The organism is Sphingobium sp., assembly GCF_041987595.1.
In the GTDB taxonomy this organism is placed as follows: Bacteria; Pseudomonadota; Alphaproteobacteria; order Sphingomonadales; family Sphingomonadaceae; genus Sphingobium.
Genome location: NZ_JBHIWJ010000016.1, coordinates 44,263 through 60,453, shown reverse-complemented (window position 1 = coordinate 60,453; position 16,191 = coordinate 44,263). Strand labels below are relative to the sequence as shown.

Below are 16,191 nucleotides of genomic sequence, written 5' to 3'. Positions count from 1 at the left end.
GGCCCACATGGCTTCAGCCAGCCGGTAAGCGCGCTTTGGCGGCAGGCGGGTCCTGATCGCCGGCGGCCCCGCCGGGATCGGCCCCGCAAGCGAAAAAACTGCTCCCCTTGGGTCCCTGCGTTGTCGACGTGCCGTTCGGGACCTGGCCTGTTCGAAGAAGATCCGCTTAACGGCGGACTTTTCCAGCGGCGCAGCGCGCGGCTTGACCCGTATCAAATAAAACAGTCCGACACAGGATTAGAATAAAGCGGAATTGATGGGCGAGGCGTCGGCGAGATCATCAGTCGGCTCGCTCGACTGATGATCTCGCGCTGACGCAGGCTCAAGTGGAAGCGGAAGGGCCGGTCGATGACCTACTATATGGCTACGTCGCTCGATGCGAGTTTCGAGGCAATCATCGATCGGGTCGAAGCCGCGCTCAAGGAAGAAGGCTTCGGGGTGCTGACCCGGATCGATGTGCGAGAGACGATGAGGGCGAAGCTGGGCAAGGATTTTCGCCCCTACGTCATCCTTGGCGCGTGCAATCCCAAGCTCGCCTATGAGGCGCTGCAGATCGAGGACAAGGTCGGCACGATGCTTCCCTGTAACGTCGTCGTCCAGCAATCTTCCACGGGGAAGATCGAAGTCGCTGCCGTCGATCCCGTCTCCTCGATGCAGGCGATCGATAATCCGCGACTGAAAGACGCGGCCAAGGCGGTGCGCGAGAAGCTCTCGCGCGTCATCGCAAGCCTCTAATCCATGAAGGGCAGTCTCCTCGTTCGGGAGATAGTGCCCTTCTATGGCTCGCTCGTCATTCTCCTTGGCGCAGCGCTTCTGTTCGATGCCGTGCTGCACTTGATCGATGCCGTCTGGATTGGCCGCTGGCTAGGGATTCCGGGTGTATTGCTTATCCTGGGTTCGTTCGGCCATTCGCTGCGCAAGCGCAAGATCATCCGCAGCGGCAACCCCATCAGCTATTTGAGGCTGCACGAACGAATGGGATGGGCAGGATCGCTGCTTGTCCTCGTGCACGCCGGCATCCATTTCAACGCGCTGCTGGCCTGGCTGGCGTTGATTGCCATGCTGATCAACGTCGCGAGCGGCCTGACCGGCAAATATCTGCTGCAACGCGCGCAACGCTGGCTTCGGGAGGCTCGAGCGCAAATGCGTGAGGCGGGGGCGCAAAGCGAGGAGATGGAACTCAGCCTCCATTGGGACAGTCTGGTCTTCGATCTGGTCAAGCAATGGCGCAAGGTCCACCTGCCCATTGCATTTGCCTTCGCGGTGCTGGCCGTGGCGCACATCGTGGCGGTCTTCCTGTTCTGGAACTGGCGATGAGGCGCCGCCGGCTCTGGATGGCAACCGCTCTGTTTCTCATCGCGGTGATCGGCGCGGCCTTTTTCCGGCCGCACGAAATGGTCAGCCCCGGCGACCTCCGGCCCGCACATGCCGCACTTGAAGGAGACTGCTTCGCCTGCCACATTCCGTTCAGAGGCGTATCGGCCGATCAATGCATCGTCTGTCACAAGGTGGCCGACATCGGTCAGCGCACGACGAAGGGCCTGCCGATCAGGCATGAGCGGCCCATCCTTCCGTTTCACCAGGCCTTGGCGGAGAAGAACTGCCTTGCCTGTCATAGCGACCATCCCGCTCCGCGGCTGACCCAGGAATATCCCCGGTCCTTCGATCATGCGCTGCTGACGCCCGCGGTGCGCGGCCAATGCCAGGCATGCCACCGGGCTCCTCAGGACGTGCAGCACCGAGGCTTCAACCTGCCTTGCGCGCAGTGTCACCAACCCGCCGGCTGGAAGCCGTCGACCTTCGATCACAGTCGCTACTTCCTGCTCGACGGGGATCATCGGGTGGCTTGCATTACCTGCCACAAGGGCCGGAACTATCGGCGCTACACCTGTTACGGCTGCCATGTACATCAACCGGCGCGCATTCGTGCCGAGCATGAGGAAGAAGGCATCCGCGACATCGGCAATTGCGTTCGCTGCCATCGCAGCGCACATGGCGAGGCCGATGAAGACGCGGGAGGGGCCGATTAGCCGTTCAGCGGCTTGGGGTTTCGCGCGCCTTGAGCACGCGTACCATGTCCCGCTTCACGACGCGCCGGGCAACCCACGCGGCAGTCGCCGGCGCCGCGATCAGCACGACCGGCGCCGAAACCGGATCGCCGATCCTGTCACCGAGAGTCTGGAGCACGCGCATGCCGGTGCTGCTCTCCAGGGCGCCGGTCGGCTCGTCGCAGAGCAGGACGCCGGGCCGCTTGGCGATGGCCCCGCTACGGCAACGCGCTGCTGTTTCGGGACTGCCGATGTGTCCTGCCATCTCAGTGGCCGCATGCGCTGCCGATCCTGCCGCTTCGACGCAACCTGCCGGATTGCCATCCGGCGGGGAAGCAGAGGATAAAAGTCCAGGCAAGAGACCATATCCATCAGCTAGGCTTCAAAATGCTCCCGCGCCGCTGGGTCGTCGAGCGCCCGTTCTGATCGAGGACCCGGAGGCGCCGTCTGGTCCGCGACTACGAAAGGCGCATCGAAGTCTCCCAGGTGGTGATCTTCGTCGCCATACGCGGAAATCTCCTACGCCGGAACTTCCATCCCTGATTCTCCAGACATAAACCCAAGACCGTATGAACTACGTCCCACATTGATGTTTTGTAAGGATAAATGCAGGGGTATCGATTGTATCGGGCGTAACATGTGCCGGCTATTCCACCCAAATGACTGTAAAATCGACAATATCTGTAAAATCTATTATGCAGCTGTAGAAAAGGGGCTGGCTTGTTCCATGGACTTGTCTCAACTCATCGCAATATTCACTCCAATTATCCAACGGGTCACTGGAGCGGTTGGCGTTGTTCATGTATCAGAAAGGTTGAGTTGAACAGCAGAACATCGATGGCGCTGATCCGTAGCGCCAGGGCGCATCTTGCGAAGGCAAATGGAGAGGGTTCTGACAGCTGAATACGCCGTCACGCGCAGCGGTCGGACGAGAAGCTGCGCTCATGCAGGCCCGACCAACAGAATTATGAAGGAGTAGCCTGATGAGTGTGATTTCCCGAGGTCCCAAATTTCTCCTGTCGCTTGCCCTGCTTTGCGGGGTGTCGACGGGCAGTCTGTCCGCGCAGACGCAAGAGCCGCCTGCGGCCGACGTTTCGGCAACCGCATATTTGCCGCCGGCTGAAACGACAGTCGGACCCGAGATCAAGGGCATTATTTCCGCCCGCAGCGGCGACAAGATGCAGGTTACGGCGGCCGATGGCACCAAATCCGTCATCGTGATAAACGACGCCACCAAGATCAGCGCCAGCAAGGGTTTCTTCGGTCTCAACCGCAGCAGGCTCGCCGCGACATCGCTGCTGAATGGCCTTCCGGTTACGGTCAAGACATTGCAGTCCGGTGACGGGCTGGTGGCCAGCCAGATCAATCTTCAGAACAAGGATCTCAAGACCGCGTCGATGATCCGCAGCGGTACCGAGCAGGGGTTTGCCGAGCAGACCGCAGCGACGGAGGCACTGCGTGGCCGCATGGGTGAGATCGACCAGTATAATGTCAAAAGCACGACGAACGTGAATTTCGACACGGGCAAGGCCGTGCTGTCCGCTCAGGCGAAAAGCGATCTTTGTGCTGCGGCAACCGCTGCCGAGGGAATGAGCAACGCCCTGCTTCTTGTCGTGGGTTACACGGATTCTACCGGGGACGAAGAATATAATCAGCTGCTCAGCGAAAAGCGGGCCGGTCGCGTCGTCAATTATCTTCAGCAGGCCTGCGGCTGGAAGCCCTATCGCATGCTGACCCCCACGGGAATGGCCGAAGCGGACCCGCTGGCCAGCAATGACACTGTTGAAGGCAAGGCGCAGAACCGCCGCGTTGCGGTGAACATCCTTGTCAGCAAGGCCGTCGACGGCCTGTGAGAGGCGCGGGATGGGCTTGGCCCATCCCCAACCTTGCGGCCGCCGGCCGCCAGCCCGGTGGCGAGCGCCATTCGGATCCGGGCCTGACCTCCCCTTTTTCCATACGATGCGGCGGCCGATCAGCCGGCGCGACAGGCTTCAACATGCGGTAGAGGGCGGCTTGACGCTGGATTGCGTCATTCATAAACGTCCTGCACAAGCTGGCGCCGCATTTGGAGACATACGCCCATGGAAGAAATCGCCAAGGAGCGTCCGCCCGGTTATAGATATTCCCGGCGCGGCACCCTGGCCCTTATCCGGGAACTTTCCAAAATCGACAACCGCCGCAACGCATTGCTCCTCCTTCTGCAGTGGGTGATCGCGATTGCGGCCGGCGCGATCGCGATCCATGTCGATCGGGTGCCGGTTTATCTGGCGGCGGGCTTCGTCATCGGGTCACGCATCCAATGTCTGGCCGTGATGATGCATGATGCCTGCCACGGGATGCTGTTCAGCAATCGCCGCGTCAACGATCTGATAGGCGACATTTTCGTTGCCTATCCGCTTGGCTTCAGCATCCATCTGTATCGCGCCAATCACTTATATCATCACCGCTACACCAACACTCTGCGCGATCGCGACTACCGCGTCCAGCGTAGGGACCCGGACCAGCATTTCCCGAAAAGCGCGGCCTCCATGGCATGGCTGCTGGTCCGCAGCGTGACCGGCCTCAATTTCTATCGGATGGCGCGGGACAGCCGAATCTGGGCGCCCTTTGCCAATTTTCACAATCCCGGACGCTTTGGTTTTGATTATCGCTTGGGGCTGCGCATCCGTTATGTGGTCTGGGCCGTGTCGTTCTACGGTCTCATCCTTTGGTCGCCCTGGCGCTGGCAGATACTGGGCCTGCTTTTGATCCCGCAATTCATCTGGGCAAATGTCTTCAATCGGATCCGGGCGATAGCGGAGCATAACGGCGTCGCGGACGAGCAGGAACTCAATGGCACGCGCACCGTGATCCCCACATTTCTGGATCGGTTCCTGATCGCGCCCTTCAATGTGAGCTATCATCTGGAACATCATCTGTTTCCGTCGGTGCCTTGGACCAATCTGCGCCGGCTGCACGCACATTTGATGACCGATCCCAACTATGTGGCGGACGCCCACATCACGAAGGGCTATTGGGGCGTGATCAGGGAGTTGATGCCGTCGCCCGCATCAAAAGGCGAGACCGTGCTGGTCGCGAAGGGCGAGGTATAATCAACGCCGATGGCTGCGTGACCTGTCAGCGGGCGAGGGTGGCGTCCGTTCAGGCGGCCGTGTCCACGGTGCGCGTCAGCGTGCGTGGCGAATGGCTGAGCGATTGGTCGATTTATGTGGGATGGACGCTGGTTGAATGCGGATAACCGGATCAACGCGTCACCAGGGCGGCTATCAATGCAATGGCCAGCAGAAGCGAGACGATCTGCCAGAAACGGAGGGGGTCGCGTTCAAGGAGGGGAAGCGGGCGCTGGTTGACCCGGACGACTGCTGCGCCGCCCTCCAGGGCACGCAACAGTTCGATGACGTCGCCGAACCTGTCGCCCGGATCGATGGCCACGCTGCGCATCAGGACATTGTCCAGCCATGAGGGCAATTCAGACCGGTATGTGCTGGGTGGAGCGGCCTTGCGAAAGCGCGGACGGCTGAACGCTTCGACCTCACCATAGGGATAACGTCTCGCGAACAGGCGCCAGAGCGTGACTCCCAGCGCATATTGGTCGGTTCCTTCGTCGCCCGCATTCCTGCTGAACATTTCCGGTGCGAGATAGCTGAACGTGCCGGGAACCTCCCTGTTCGCAAATTCCTCGATACGCGGCAGACGTGCAACGCCAAGATCGATGAGCTTCAGCCCGCCGTCATGCAAGAGCAGGACGTTGTCCGTTTTGATGTCGCGATGGATGATGTCGAGCCGGTGCAGCGCGGCGACGGCCCGTGTAAGCCGGATCGCGATGGATAACCCGTCTTCGACCGAGATCGGACGGGCGAGGCGCTTTTCCAGCGTTTCGCCGTCATAGAATGGCTGGACGCCATAGAGTCGTGTCTGCCTGTCGGACGGCACGGGAAGCACCGTGCCCACGAACGGGCTGGAGACGCGGCTGCCCACTAGCATTTCGCGCGCGAAAGCCAGACGGGCGCCGCCTTCGGAAAGCTGGTCGGGTTTGGGAAATTTGACCACCACCTTTCCCCCCGACAACATGTCCGTCGCGTGAAAAAGACGGGCATAGCGGCCGTCCGACAGCAGGCTGTCGAGCCGGAAACCGTCAACGCTGTCTCCCTCGCGGGGCGGGGCCAGAATGGGCAGCCGAGCAATCTCGCTGGTGACGCTGCCTTGATCCAAGGCGGGAAGCGTCACGACGTCCAGCACCACGGCGCTCGCATTGTCGGAGCTTCCTGCGGACAGGGCGGCCTCCACGATGGCGATCGCGTCGGCCTCAGCGGAATTGCGCGCGCCCAGCAGCTTTTCCAGCCGCTTTGCCGAAAGGCTGCCGTGCACCCCGTCGCTGGTGAGCAGCAGCCGGTCATGCTCGGCCAGCACGATCTCATGATGATCGAGACGGAGATGGTCCTCGATGCCGAGCGCGCGATAGAGGATATGTCTCTGGTCGGGGTGAGAAGGGGTATGGTCTTCGGTCAAAAGCGTCAGGCGGCCGGCACGATAATGCCATGCGCGGCTGTCGCCTACGTGGCAGACATGGGCGCGCCGTCCCTTGAGAACGAACGCGGTGAAGGTCGTCGCGGCATGCGCCATCGTCTCCGTCCGGCCCATGGCGGCGAGCCAGCGGTTGAACGGCCCCATCACCCGCTGTACCGCCGCGCGCGTGCCGATGGTGTCGGGCTGGTCGTAAAGTCCTTCGATCAGCGCGCGCACCGCAAGCTCCGCAGCGATCCGTCCGCCGGCGGCCCCGCCGACGCCGTCTGCCAGCGCGGCGATCAGGCCATGACGGGCGCGCTCGCTTTCTGTCGCGGCATAAATGCCGACAAAGTCCTGATTGTCCGGCCTTGCGCCCTGCTCGGATGCATGCCCTGCCACCACCCGCAGGCGTCCTTCTGGCCTCATCCCGTTGACCCCCTTCCCTGCGCCGGGGAGCGCCAAAACGCCACCAGGACCATGTTAATCGGCGATTAGCCGGCTTGACGCAACTGGAGGGAAGGGCATTTAAAGCCATTTATCTCAACCGGGGGTCGCCGTCCTTGTCGGCAAGGCGGGCCAACTGAACGAACTCCTGCCGCCAATAATCCTGTTGGACACCGGCAAGCCGGGCGATGTCGGCATAGCTGAAGCTGCCCAGTCGCGTGTCGCCGCGCAGCTTTTGTCCGAAAGCCGCGACCGCCACGGCAAAGGCCATGTCGCGCTGGGGCGTCGTTGCTTCGGTAAGGAGTCCCACGGGTACCGGCTTTTCGATCAGGCGGCTCCCGGCGTCCTCCGGCAATTTGTAGCGCAGGCGGACGGTGGCGATTTCGCTGCCGTCACCCGCCGGCGCGATCGGGTGGCGATTGGCCGCATATTTGCGCGGGGCCGTCCAGCCCGTTTCGCCCGTCGGGACGATCTCATAGAGGGCCGTCACCTGATGACCGGCGCCGATCTCGCCCGCATCGACGCGGTCGTCGGCGAAATCCTCTTCGGCAAGGCCGCGATTTTCATAGCCGATCAACCGATATTGGCTGACCAGCGCGGGGTTGAATTCCACCTGCACCTTCACATCCTTCGCGATGGTGAAGAGGGTGGAAGACAGTTCCTCGTCCAGCACTTTGCGTGCCTCCATGGCGCTGTCGATATAGGCGTGGTTTCCGTTGCCGAGGTCGGCCACCGCCTCCATCATCGAGTCATTGTAATTGCCCTGGCCAAAGCCGAGGGTGGTCAGGGTGATGCCGTCCTCGCGATTCTGCTTCACCATTTCTTCCAGGCCCGTCTGATCTGACACGCCGACATTGAAGTCGCCGTCGGTAGCCATGATGATGCGGTTGATGCCGTCCCGGATGTAGTGGGCGCGGGCGATGTCATAGGCGCGTTCAAGCGCCGGGGCGCCTGCGGTCGATCCGCCGGCGTCGAGGCCGTGGAGCGCCGCCTTGACCCGAGCCGCATCATGACTGCCCTCCACCAGCGTTTCCACATAGCCGGCATAGGTGACGATCGACACGCTGTCGTCGGGACGCAGGCCGTCGGCAAGGGTGGAGAGGGCCTGCTTCACCAATGGCAGCTTGTCGGCGTCCTGCATCGATCCCGACACATCGACCATGAACACCAGATTGGCAGCCGGGCGCTGCGAGCGGGGGACATCATAGCCGCGAAGACCGATGCGCAGCAGCCGCGTGCCGGAGTTCCAGGGTGTGGTCGCAACGTCCGTCGTCACGCTAAAGGGCGCGGAGCGGTCGTCGGGCAGGGGATAGTCGTAGCGGAAATAATTGATCATCTCCTCGGTGCGGACGGCGTCGGGGCGGATGGTCTGGCCGCCCAGCAGCATGCGGCGGACGTTGGCATAGGCGCCCGTGTCCACATCGACGGCGAAGGTCGACACCGGCTCGGTTGCGACCTGATGAATGGGACTGACCGGATGGCCGTCATAGCGTTCACCATTTTCGGCCGCGGCCGCGCCGTTAGCGGCCTCATAGGCGAAAGAGCCGTCAGGCGCCTGACCGCATCCGGCGATAACGAGATTGGGCAGGAGGGCGAGGCTGAGTGCCAGACGTGAGCGCATCCGATTTCTCCACTGCTTTGATAGAGAGAAAATAGGAGCGGCAAGTCGGGGCTGACAAGCGATGAGTTGAGCGGTGTCGGTCCTCTCTCCGGGAGGGGCGTTCGGACGGTTCGGTCTTTTCGGCGGAATTCCGCCTTTTCCAGTGCCGCCTGCACATCTTCTGCACCGTATCTGCGCCAACTATTGATCGACGGTACCCGCTGGTCTGCTTGGGGACGCGGCATTCTGCCCTGACATTCAGGGAGATACTCGATGCGTTCCTATGCCTTGCCGCGATCTTTGCCGCTGCGCGCCCGCTTCCTTTGGAAGCTGGTGCCGGCTGTGCTGATCGTTGGAATCGGTGACTGGCTGTTCTATCGGCATCAGCTTTATGGCGGCTATCTGGGGCTGTTCGCGCTCGCTGTGCTGGGCGCGTTGCTGGCCGGGCGGCCGGTGCTGTGGCGCGACCGGCGAAGCTGGGCGACCATCGCGGCGGCGGGGCTGTTCGCGCTGGCGATGATCCGTGATGCGAACCAGCTGGCCTGGGCGTTGTTCTGGGTAGCGGCGGGCATGGCGGCGCTGATCCCGGCGACGGCGCGCTTTGATGATGGGTGGCGCTGGTTTCAGCGTCTGCTCTGGCTGGGCCTGCGGGCACCGTTCGGGCCGCTGATCGATCTCAGGCGCCTGCTGCAAGTGCGCGCGGCCGGGCGGGCCAGGCGTTGGACCCTGCATGCGGCGCTGGCCACGCTGGCCTTGCCGGTGATCGGTAGCGTGGTGATCCTGACGCTGTTTTCGGCGGCCAATCCTCTGATCGAGCGATTTTTTTCCTCCCTGTTGCTGCCGGACCTGTCGCCGGAGCTGATCGGGCGGCTCTGCTTCTGGGGGCTGCTGTTTATGATGATCTGGAGCCTCCTGCGGCCGAGGCTGGCGCGGCGCCTGCTGCCGACCTTTGACGGGCAGGGGGATTGGCGTCTTCCGGGTGTGTCCGTCGCTTCGGTGACGCTGTCGCTGCTCGTCTTCAACCTGATCTTCGCGGCGCAGAATCTCATGGATGCCGCCTGGCTCTGGGGCTGGGCGCCGATGCCCAAGGGCATGACCATGGCGGACTACGTCCACCGGGGCGCCTATCCGCTGATTGCGACGGCGCTGCTGGCGGCGCTGTTCGTGCTGGTGACGCTGCGGCCGGGGTCGGAAACCGCGCGGACGGGCGCGGCCCGCAGGCTGGTAGTGCTGTGGATCGGGCAGAATATCTTCCTCGTCGCTTCGTCCATGCTGCGCACGGTGGACTATATCGACGCCTATTCGCTCACCCGCCTGCGGATCGCGGCGCTGGTCTGGATGGCGCTGGTGGGCTTCGGGCTGGCGGCGATATGCTGGCGCCTGTTGCGGGAGCGGAGCGCGGCCTGGCTGATCAACGCCAATCTGGCCGCGGCCGGGCTGGTGCTGGGCGTCCTGTGCTTTGTCGATCTGGGCGCGATGGCTGCCGGGTGGAATGTGCGCCATGCGCGGGAGGCTGGAGGGCAGGGGGTGACGCTTGACCTCTGCTATCTCGACGCATTGGGGGATTCCGCCCTCCTGCCGCTGCTGTCACTGGAGCAGCGGACGGATCTTCGCCCTGAATTTCGCGAGCGGGTGCAGGCGGTGAGGCTGCGGCTTCATGGACGGCTGGAGGCGGAACTGCCCCAACGCTGGACCCTCCTGGGGCAAAGGCGGCGGGATCAGGCGCGGGCGATGCTGTCGAACCGCCCCCCAGTCGCCATGACAGCGGGGGCAAGGGACTGCGCTGGCGCGCTGATCCAGCCTCCAGCGCCCGTGGCGTCGCCCCCGCCCGCAAGGAATGTCGATCCAAGGGCCGTTCGCGCGTTGACAGGGGAGATCGGGAAATGATCCTATGTCCCATGCCCAGCACGATCCTGATCGTCGACGATGATCCCCATATCCGCCAACTGCTCGTCTTCGCCTTCGGGAAGGCGGGGCTGGAAACGATCGAGGCGGCCGACGGCGAGGCGGCTTTGGCGAAGGTCGAGCGGCACGCGCCCGACCTCATCATTCTCGACATCAACATGCCGCGCATGGACGGGCTGGAGGTTTGCCGCAGGTTGCGGGCGGATAACGACGTGCCGATCTTCTTCCTGTCCTCGCGCGATGATGAGATCGACCGGGTGCTGGGGATCGAGTTGGGAGGCGACGATTATGTCGTGAAGCCCTTCTCCCCGCGGGAGGTGGTGGCGCGTTCCATGGCGATCCTGCGCCGCACCGCTGCCCGCCCGCCCGTTATAGAGGCGGTCGGCACGATGCGCCATGGGCGGCTCAGCCTCGACACGGAAAGCTGGTCGGCGCACTGGGGGGCGGAGGAGGTCAGCCTGACGGTGACGGAATTCACGATCCTGCGCACGCTGCTGGCCATGCCCTCCCGCATCTTCTCGCGAGACCAGATCATCGATCGTTTTCGCGGGCCGGGCTTTGCGCTGACCGACCGTACGGTGGATAGCCATATCCGCAACCTGCGCCGTAAATTCGCTGAAGTCGGCGGCGTCGACATCATCGAGACGCGCGCCGGGATCGGTTATCGGCTGGGCGGATGCAGCGGTACGGCGCCGCCTGCATGATGTCGGGGTTGAAGGCGCGCATAGCCCGGCATTGGCCGGTGCTGCGGCTGCGCACGATCCTGTTGGGCACGCTGCTGTTCGTGGCGGCGCTGCCGGGGCTGGGCGCGATCTTCCTGCGCGTCTATGAAAATGCGCTGGTGCGGCGGACCGAGGCGGAGCTTGTGGCGCAGGGCGCGGCGCTCGCGGCGGGCGCGGCGGTGGTGGGGCGGGGTCTGGCGGCCGATCCCGCCCGGCCCGCAGCGCCGGTGCGCTATCACGACCGGATGACGGAGGTGGACCTGCGCTCTTCTCCGATCCTGCCGCCGCGTCCGCCTGCCGCTGCGACCCGCGCCCGGCCCGACGGTGCGGCGGTGGCGCTCGCCCGGCAGATGGTGCCCGCCTTTGCTGAAACCAAGGTCACGACCCTGTCTTCCATTCTGATGCTCGACCGGCGCGGCATCGTGCTGAACGGCCGGGAGGGCGGACGGAGCCTCGCCGCGCTGCCGGAGATCCGGGCGGCGCTTGACGGGCGGGCCGTGACGGTGCTGCGCGAAAATGAGGGTATGGTCGCCCATTATCCGCTCGAATGGCTGAGTCGGGCGGCGGGCATCCGCCTCCACCATGCACGGCCGATCAATGTCGACGGCAAGCTGCTCGGCGTTCTGCTGGTGTCGCGTTCGCCGCGTGCGCTGTTTCTGGGGCTGTATGAGGATCGCGGCAAGATCGCGCTCGGCGTGCTGACCATCTTCGTGTTGCTGGTGCTGTTGTCCGCCATCCTGTCCCGCGCCATTGTCCGCCCGATTGAAGGCCTGAGCCGCGCCACCCGCGAACTGGCGTCGGGCCGCCGGGTCGCGCCGCGCCACCCCTCGCTACAGGTGGTGGAGATCCAGGCGCTCTACCGGGATTTCGAACAGATGGCGGAGAGCATCGAGAAGCGCTCCCGCTATTTGCGCGACTTCGCCTCTGCGGTCAGCCATGAATTCAAAACGCCATTGGCGGGCATTTCCGGCGCGATCGAGCTGCTGCAGGATCATGGAGCGGACATGACGCCTGCCGATCGGGAGCGGTTCCTGACCAACATGGCGGCCGATGCCGAGCGGCTTTCGCGACTGGTACGGCGGTTGATGGAACTGGCGCGTGCCGATGTGCTTGTCGGTGCGAGCGATGCTCGCGCTGCCGCTGCGCCAGTACTCGTTGCGGTGGCCGATGCGCTGGCGGGCGATGGATTCGCCATCCATCTTCATTTGCCCGAATTTTTTCCCCCGCTGACGATGGACGCCGGCGCGCTGGAAGCCGTGCTCACGACGCTGGCGGAGAATGCGCGCCAGGCTGGCGCTTCCCGGCTGGACATCAGCGCGGCATTGCAGGACGGTGTCGCATGGATCGACTTTGCCGATGACGGCCCCGGCATCCCGCAACGGGACCGGCCCCGCGTTTTCGACCTGTTCTTCACCAGCAAAAGGGAAGAGGGAGGGACCGGCCTCGGCCTTGCCATAGCCCGCTCGTTGCTCGAAGCCTATCATGGTGAGCTTCACCTGCTGTCATCGGAGCGTGGCGCTCATTTCCGCTTGGCCGTCACACTGGCGCGCTAAATGAGTGCGCCAGAAAGACGATGCGGTGACGTCGGGAATCCTTTTCGCGTCGACAAGATCGGCGAAGACATGCGAAATGCAGTATTGCATCATCTGTCTCGTGAATCGCACGAACGGCTTGATCTCCGTGACTTCGTAACGGCGCGGGGGATCATTCATGCATCACGACCAATTCCGACAGGGGCGCTCGGTCGGTAATGGCCTTGGCTGAAGCATGGTCTTCATCGGGATAGCCGAAACTGAGACCGAACAGGCAGATCAGCTCGTCGGAAACGCCGAGTTCGCGTTTCAATGCGCTTGAATAATGGCTGATCGCGCCCTGAGAGCAGGAGCCTAGACCATGCGCCGTCAGCGCGAGCATCAGGGTCTGCACATAGAGTCCCACATCGGCCGCCTCGCGCATGCCAAAATAGCGGGGCATGAAGAAGAAGGCCGCATGCGGCGCATCGAACATCGCATAGTTGCGCAGGAAGGAGCGGATGCGGGCTTCGCTGTCGTCGCGCGCGACACCTGTCGCGCTGAACAGGGCGACGGCCGATCCGATCCGCCGCGCCCTGTATTGGTCGACATAATGGGAAGTGAGCGGAACATCGGGGTCGAGGCGGCCAGCCTTTGCTTCTGCAAGCAATGTAGCGCGAACGCGGGCCAGAGCGGAGCCCGACACCACATGCGTGATCCAGGGCTGCACGTTGCAGTTGGATGGCGCCTTGCCGGCTATGGTGAACAGGCGCTGGATCAGCGCGGGCGCGATCGGTTGCGGCAGGAAGGCGCGAACCGACCGTCGCCGGTTTACGATGGCCTCATAGATTTCCGCCGATGAAGGGGGGAGAGGAGGGGTGCGCATGGCTTCTCACTCGATGGGCAGAAGGCCAGAGCATTTCAATGCATTTGCTATAGCAGTGACATGCCGCCCCTGAAAGCGGGCGGCGGCGCATTCCGTTTCGGATGGCAAGGCGCCCGGACGGTTATGCGATACGGCCGAGGCACCATAGGGCGTTCCGGCCTCGAACATCGCGGGGTCGGCAAAACCCGGCGGCACGATGACCATGCCGAAATGCGCCATGGGCACGAACAGGGTCAGGCTCGCGACCTCATTGCCGCCATGCGTGCTGCCTGAGCTGGCGAAGGCCGATCCGACCTTGTTCACCAGCTTGCCCCTCGCCCACAGGGCGCCGAGGCTGTCGAGATAGGCCTTTAACTCGGAACAGACCAGACCGAAACGGGACGGCGTGCCAAACAAGATCGCATCGGCCCACAGCGCATCGTCCGCCGTCGGCGCGGCATAGAGATGGTTCATGCGCGCAGCATTGTCGGCCCAGCCGGGGACCATCGCCATCACCTCCGGCGACACCACTTCGCGGACCCGCCGGATGCGGACTTCCCCACCAGCCGCCGCCGCGCCTTCCGCCACCGCCTGCGCCAGCGCTTCGGTCATGCCGTCACGGGAATGGAAAACGATCAGGACGTTGGGCATTGCACATTTCTCCAAAAAAGCAGCCTCAGATCATCGCTGATCTGTTTGGAGAGAGCTGTAGGGCTGAGGAGAATATATGTAAAATTATTTGACTAATTGTCCGGATCAAAAAAAGGGTGAATGCCCGTTTTCAGACGCTTCGCCAGTCTATGGCCATAGCGGCGCGCACGGCCTTCATCTTCGCCTTTCCAATATGCCGCTCCAGACGTTCTTCCAGCGCGTGGAGGATGGCGCCCGCATCCTCGCGCAGGGCAGCGGAAGAGGGCGAGAAGGTTACGATCCGCGCCCGCCGGTCGCTGGGATCATCGGCGACGCAAACCAGATCCTTGGCCGCCATCTCAGCCAGCATCTGGCTCATTGCCTGACGCGAGACTCCCAGATTTTCGGCGATGCGGGCAGAGCGGCTCTCGCCATTGGCGAGATTGGCGAGGACCAGCGACTGGGCGCGGGTGACGTCGTTCCAGCCCCTGGACCGGAGTCCTTGTTGCAGGGACTCGTCGAACCAGTAAATGGCCTTTACCAAATCCAGCATCAGCAGGTTAGTTGACATTTTTTCTGTCTGCGGAATTGCGCGCATTTTTGCAACCCTGCAATCCGTCGCCCATCATTAAATGTAAATATCCTTGACAATAATCGCTGGCACGCGATGATCTGCCTCGACCAGGAAATCCAGGAGAGACAGCCGTGAATGATTCGACCGCCGCGCCCCGATTGGCGGAATGCCAGATTCCGCCGGGGGATGATTTCCTGTCCGCCGAAGAACTGGCTCAGCTTACGCCCGAAAGGTTGATCGAGCGGACGCGCGCGCTCAAACCTCTGCTTGCCAATCATGCGCGGGAAGCGGAAAGGCTGCGACGTCCGGTTGACGCCGTGTGGGCCGCCATCCGCAAGTCTGGCTATTTCTATCTGATGGTGCCCAGGCGGTTCGGCGGCCTCGAACTTACACCCGACGAATATATCGATGCGACCCTTCCGCTCGCCGAAGGCTGCGCCTCGACCGGGTGGGTGGCAAGCTTTTGCGCCCAGCACAACTGGCTGCTCGCGCAATTTCCTGAAGAAACGCAGGCGGAGATCTGGGGCCGCCATCCCTATATCGTCGCGCCGAGCGTCGCTGCGCCTCCGGGCAAGGCCGATCCGGTCGAAGGCGGCTATCGGCTGACAGGACATTGGAAATGGGGCACTGGCGTCATGCATGCCGATTGGGTGATGGTGAATGCCTTCGTGCCCGGTGATGCCGGCCCCGTCATGCATATGTTCATCCTGCCTGCGGGCGACGCGACGGTGATAGACAACTGGCATGTTGATGGCATGATCGGCACGGGCAGCAACGACATATTGCTGTCGGATCTGTTCGTGGCTTCCCATCGCGCCTTTCCTGTCGGCCCTGCCCGGTCGGGACGCGGCCATGCGGCTCGGCTGCACGACAACCCCCTATATGCCTCGCCGATGTTGCCAAGTCTGGCCGTGACAGCGGCGATCCCCGCGCTGGGCGCTGCCCGTTCGGCGTTGGGGCTGACCAGGGAGCGGCTGGCGGGGCATGTAAAGATGGGCAGCGAGGGAACGCAGGCGGAAAAGCCGGCGGCGCAAATGCGCCTTGCGCGAGCCGACATGCTGGTGCGATCGGCGGAGTTGGCGATCCGCGACGCGGCCCGGCGCAATGTCGGGCTGGGCGTCATTGATGAGCCTGAACAGACGCAAGAGCGCATTCAGTTGCGCGGGCAGATCGCCTTTGCCGTGGGGCAGTGCCGGGAGGCGATCCAGACATTGTGCGAAAGCTCGGGATCGAGCGTCCACAACCTCGATAATCCACTGCAACGCGCATTGCGGGACATACAGGTGATGGCGAGCCATGTCGTCTATGATCTTGATGTCGCCACCGAATTGCACGGTCGGGCACTGGTAGGGCTGGCGCCCAATTCGACGCTGACCTGAAGATGAA

At 63.1% G+C, this 16,191-nt stretch carries 15 protein-coding genes and 1 pseudogene; 10 read left to right on the top strand and 6 right to left on the bottom strand.

Annotated features, from left to right (window positions below):
- Positions 1 to 348 precede the first annotated feature (348 nt).
- Genes ACFC3J_RS06565 through ACFC3J_RS06555 form a run of 3 tightly spaced genes read left to right on the top strand, consistent with a single transcriptional unit; the run spans position 349 to position 2,030 of the window.
- On the top strand, positions 349 to 735 hold the full coding sequence (locus ACFC3J_RS06565; RefSeq protein ID WP_375195403.1) for a DUF302 domain-containing protein: 387 nt from the start codon (positions 349 to 351) through the stop codon (positions 733 to 735).
- A gap of 3 nt (positions 736 to 738) precedes the next feature.
- Positions 739 to 1,317, top strand: coding sequence for a hypothetical protein (locus ACFC3J_RS06560; protein WP_375195402.1), 579 nt, complete (start codon positions 739 to 741; stop codon positions 1,315 to 1,317).
- A gap of 44 nt (positions 1,318 to 1,361) precedes the next feature.
- Positions 1,362 to 2,030 (top strand): hypothetical protein, encoded by a 669-nt coding sequence (locus ACFC3J_RS06555; protein WP_375195401.1) that lies wholly within the window; start codon positions 1,362 to 1,364, stop codon positions 2,028 to 2,030.
- Between the two features lie 4 nt (positions 2,031 to 2,034).
- On the opposite strand, the gene ACFC3J_RS06550 is transcribed toward ACFC3J_RS06555, so the two are convergent.
- Positions 2,035 to 2,313, bottom strand: coding sequence for a hypothetical protein (locus ACFC3J_RS06550; protein ID WP_375195400.1), 279 nt, complete (start codon positions 2,311 to 2,313; stop codon positions 2,035 to 2,037).
- 113 nt (positions 2,314 to 2,426) lie between these two features.
- Between ACFC3J_RS06550 and ACFC3J_RS06545 the strand changes: the two are divergent.
- From ACFC3J_RS06545 to ACFC3J_RS06535, 3 genes and pseudogenes are all read left to right on the top strand, one after another.
- Positions 2,427 to 2,591 (top strand): annotated as a pseudogene (locus tag ACFC3J_RS06545) (IS5/IS1182 family transposase); the annotation flags it as partial.
- A 440-nt stretch (positions 2,592 to 3,031) separates the two neighbouring features.
- Positions 3,032 to 3,901 carry an OmpA family protein gene (locus ACFC3J_RS06540; RefSeq protein WP_375195399.1) on the top strand — a complete coding sequence of 290 codons (870 nt, stop codon included), beginning with the start codon at positions 3,032 to 3,034 and terminating at the stop codon, positions 3,899 to 3,901.
- 228 nt (positions 3,902 to 4,129) lie between these two features.
- Positions 4,130 to 5,140 (top strand): fatty acid desaturase family protein, encoded by a 1,011-nt coding sequence (locus ACFC3J_RS06535; protein WP_375195398.1) that lies wholly within the window; start codon positions 4,130 to 4,132, stop codon positions 5,138 to 5,140.
- Positions 5,141 to 5,291: 151 nt separating this feature from the next.
- Here ACFC3J_RS06535 and ACFC3J_RS06530 read toward each other — a convergent pair whose 3' ends face one another.
- Together ACFC3J_RS06530 and ACFC3J_RS06525 are read right to left on the bottom strand one after the other, a co-directional pair.
- Positions 5,292 to 6,980, bottom strand: coding sequence for a protein kinase (locus ACFC3J_RS06530; protein ID WP_375195397.1), 1,689 nt, complete (start codon positions 6,978 to 6,980; stop codon positions 5,292 to 5,294).
- A 109-nt stretch (positions 6,981 to 7,089) separates the two neighbouring features.
- A complete protein-coding gene (locus ACFC3J_RS06525) occupies positions 7,090 to 8,619 on the bottom strand; it encodes a von Willebrand factor type A domain-containing protein (protein ID WP_375195396.1) in 1,530 nt (509 codons plus the stop codon).
- 252 nt (positions 8,620 to 8,871) lie between these two features.
- Between ACFC3J_RS06525 and ACFC3J_RS06520 the strand changes: the two genes are divergently transcribed.
- Genes ACFC3J_RS06520 through ACFC3J_RS06510 form a run of 3 tightly spaced genes read left to right on the top strand, consistent with a single transcriptional unit; the run spans position 8,872 to position 12,778 of the window.
- Positions 8,872 to 10,485, top strand: a complete 1,614-nt coding sequence (locus ACFC3J_RS06520) for a DUF4153 domain-containing protein (RefSeq protein WP_375195395.1) — start codon at positions 8,872 to 8,874, stop codon at positions 10,483 to 10,485.
- 11 nt (positions 10,486 to 10,496) lie between these two features.
- Positions 10,497 to 11,207 carry a response regulator transcription factor gene (locus ACFC3J_RS06515; protein ID WP_375195394.1) on the top strand — a complete coding sequence of 237 codons (711 nt, stop codon included), beginning with the start codon at positions 10,497 to 10,499 and terminating at the stop codon, positions 11,205 to 11,207.
- On the top strand, positions 11,204 to 12,778 hold the full coding sequence (locus tag ACFC3J_RS06510; protein WP_375195393.1) for an ATP-binding protein: 1,575 nt from the start codon (positions 11,204 to 11,206) through the stop codon (positions 12,776 to 12,778). The genes ACFC3J_RS06515 and ACFC3J_RS06510 overlap by 4 nt, the downstream gene beginning before the upstream one ends.
- Before the next feature lie 151 nt (positions 12,779 to 12,929).
- Here the strand turns inward: ACFC3J_RS06510 and ACFC3J_RS06505 are convergent, their stop codons facing one another.
- The 3 genes from ACFC3J_RS06505 to ACFC3J_RS06495 all read right to left on the bottom strand — a co-directional run bounded on the left by ACFC3J_RS06505 (position 12,930) and on the right by ACFC3J_RS06495 (position 14,802).
- Entirely contained in the window at positions 12,930 to 13,622 is a 693-nt protein-coding gene (locus ACFC3J_RS06505) for a nitroreductase family protein (protein WP_375195392.1), read from the bottom strand.
- Between the two features lie 6 nt (positions 13,623 to 13,628).
- Positions 13,629 to 14,252 (bottom strand): NAD(P)H:quinone oxidoreductase, encoded by a 624-nt coding sequence (wrbA, locus tag ACFC3J_RS06500; RefSeq protein WP_375195391.1) that lies wholly within the window; start codon positions 14,250 to 14,252, stop codon positions 13,629 to 13,631.
- A 130-nt stretch (positions 14,253 to 14,382) separates the two neighbouring features.
- Entirely contained in the window at positions 14,383 to 14,802 is a 420-nt protein-coding gene (locus ACFC3J_RS06495) for a MarR family winged helix-turn-helix transcriptional regulator (protein WP_375195390.1), read from the bottom strand.
- Between the two features lie 134 nt (positions 14,803 to 14,936).
- Between ACFC3J_RS06495 and ACFC3J_RS06490 the strand changes: the two genes are divergently transcribed.
- The gene (locus ACFC3J_RS06490; RefSeq protein ID WP_375195389.1) at positions 14,937 to 16,184 is read left to right on the top strand and encodes an acyl-CoA dehydrogenase family protein; all 1,248 of its coding nucleotides are present in this window, start codon (positions 14,937 to 14,939) and stop codon (positions 16,182 to 16,184) included.
- The last annotated feature ends 7 nt before the right edge of the window (positions 16,185 to 16,191 follow it).

What these genes read in the sequence shown, in the direction of transcription:
- ACFC3J_RS06565 (WP_375195403.1), top strand. Translation starts at nt 349, where the DNA reads ATGACCTACTATATGGCTACGTCGCTCGATGCGAGTTTCGAGGCAATC.
- ACFC3J_RS06560 (WP_375195402.1), top strand. Translation starts at nt 739, where the DNA reads ATGAAGGGCAGTCTCCTCGTTCGGGAGATAGTGCCCTTCTATGGCTCG.
- ACFC3J_RS06550 (WP_375195400.1), bottom strand. Translation starts at nt 2,313, where the DNA reads ATGGCAGGACACATCGGCAGTCCCGAAACAGCAGCGCGTTGCCGTAGC.
- ACFC3J_RS06540 (WP_375195399.1), top strand. Translation starts at nt 3,032, where the DNA reads ATGAGTGTGATTTCCCGAGGTCCCAAATTTCTCCTGTCGCTTGCCCTG.
- ACFC3J_RS06535 (WP_375195398.1), top strand. Translation starts at nt 4,130, where the DNA reads ATGGAAGAAATCGCCAAGGAGCGTCCGCCCGGTTATAGATATTCCCGG.
- ACFC3J_RS06530 (WP_375195397.1), bottom strand. Translation starts at nt 6,980, where the DNA reads ATGAGGCCAGAAGGACGCCTGCGGGTGGTGGCAGGGCATGCATCCGAG.
- ACFC3J_RS06525 (WP_375195396.1), bottom strand. Translation starts at nt 8,619, where the DNA reads ATGCGCTCACGTCTGGCACTCAGCCTCGCCCTCCTGCCCAATCTCGTT.
- ACFC3J_RS06520 (WP_375195395.1), top strand. Translation starts at nt 8,872, where the DNA reads ATGCGTTCCTATGCCTTGCCGCGATCTTTGCCGCTGCGCGCCCGCTTC.
- ACFC3J_RS06515 (WP_375195394.1), top strand. Translation starts at nt 10,497, where the DNA reads ATGCCCAGCACGATCCTGATCGTCGACGATGATCCCCATATCCGCCAA.
- ACFC3J_RS06510 (WP_375195393.1), top strand. Translation starts at nt 11,204, where the DNA reads ATGATGTCGGGGTTGAAGGCGCGCATAGCCCGGCATTGGCCGGTGCTG.
- ACFC3J_RS06505 (WP_375195392.1), bottom strand. Translation starts at nt 13,622, where the DNA reads ATGCGCACCCCTCCTCTCCCCCCTTCATCGGCGGAAATCTATGAGGCC.
- wrbA (WP_375195391.1), bottom strand. Translation starts at nt 14,252, where the DNA reads ATGCCCAACGTCCTGATCGTTTTCCATTCCCGTGACGGCATGACCGAA.
- ACFC3J_RS06495 (WP_375195390.1), bottom strand. Translation starts at nt 14,802, where the DNA reads ATGTCAACTAACCTGCTGATGCTGGATTTGGTAAAGGCCATTTACTGG.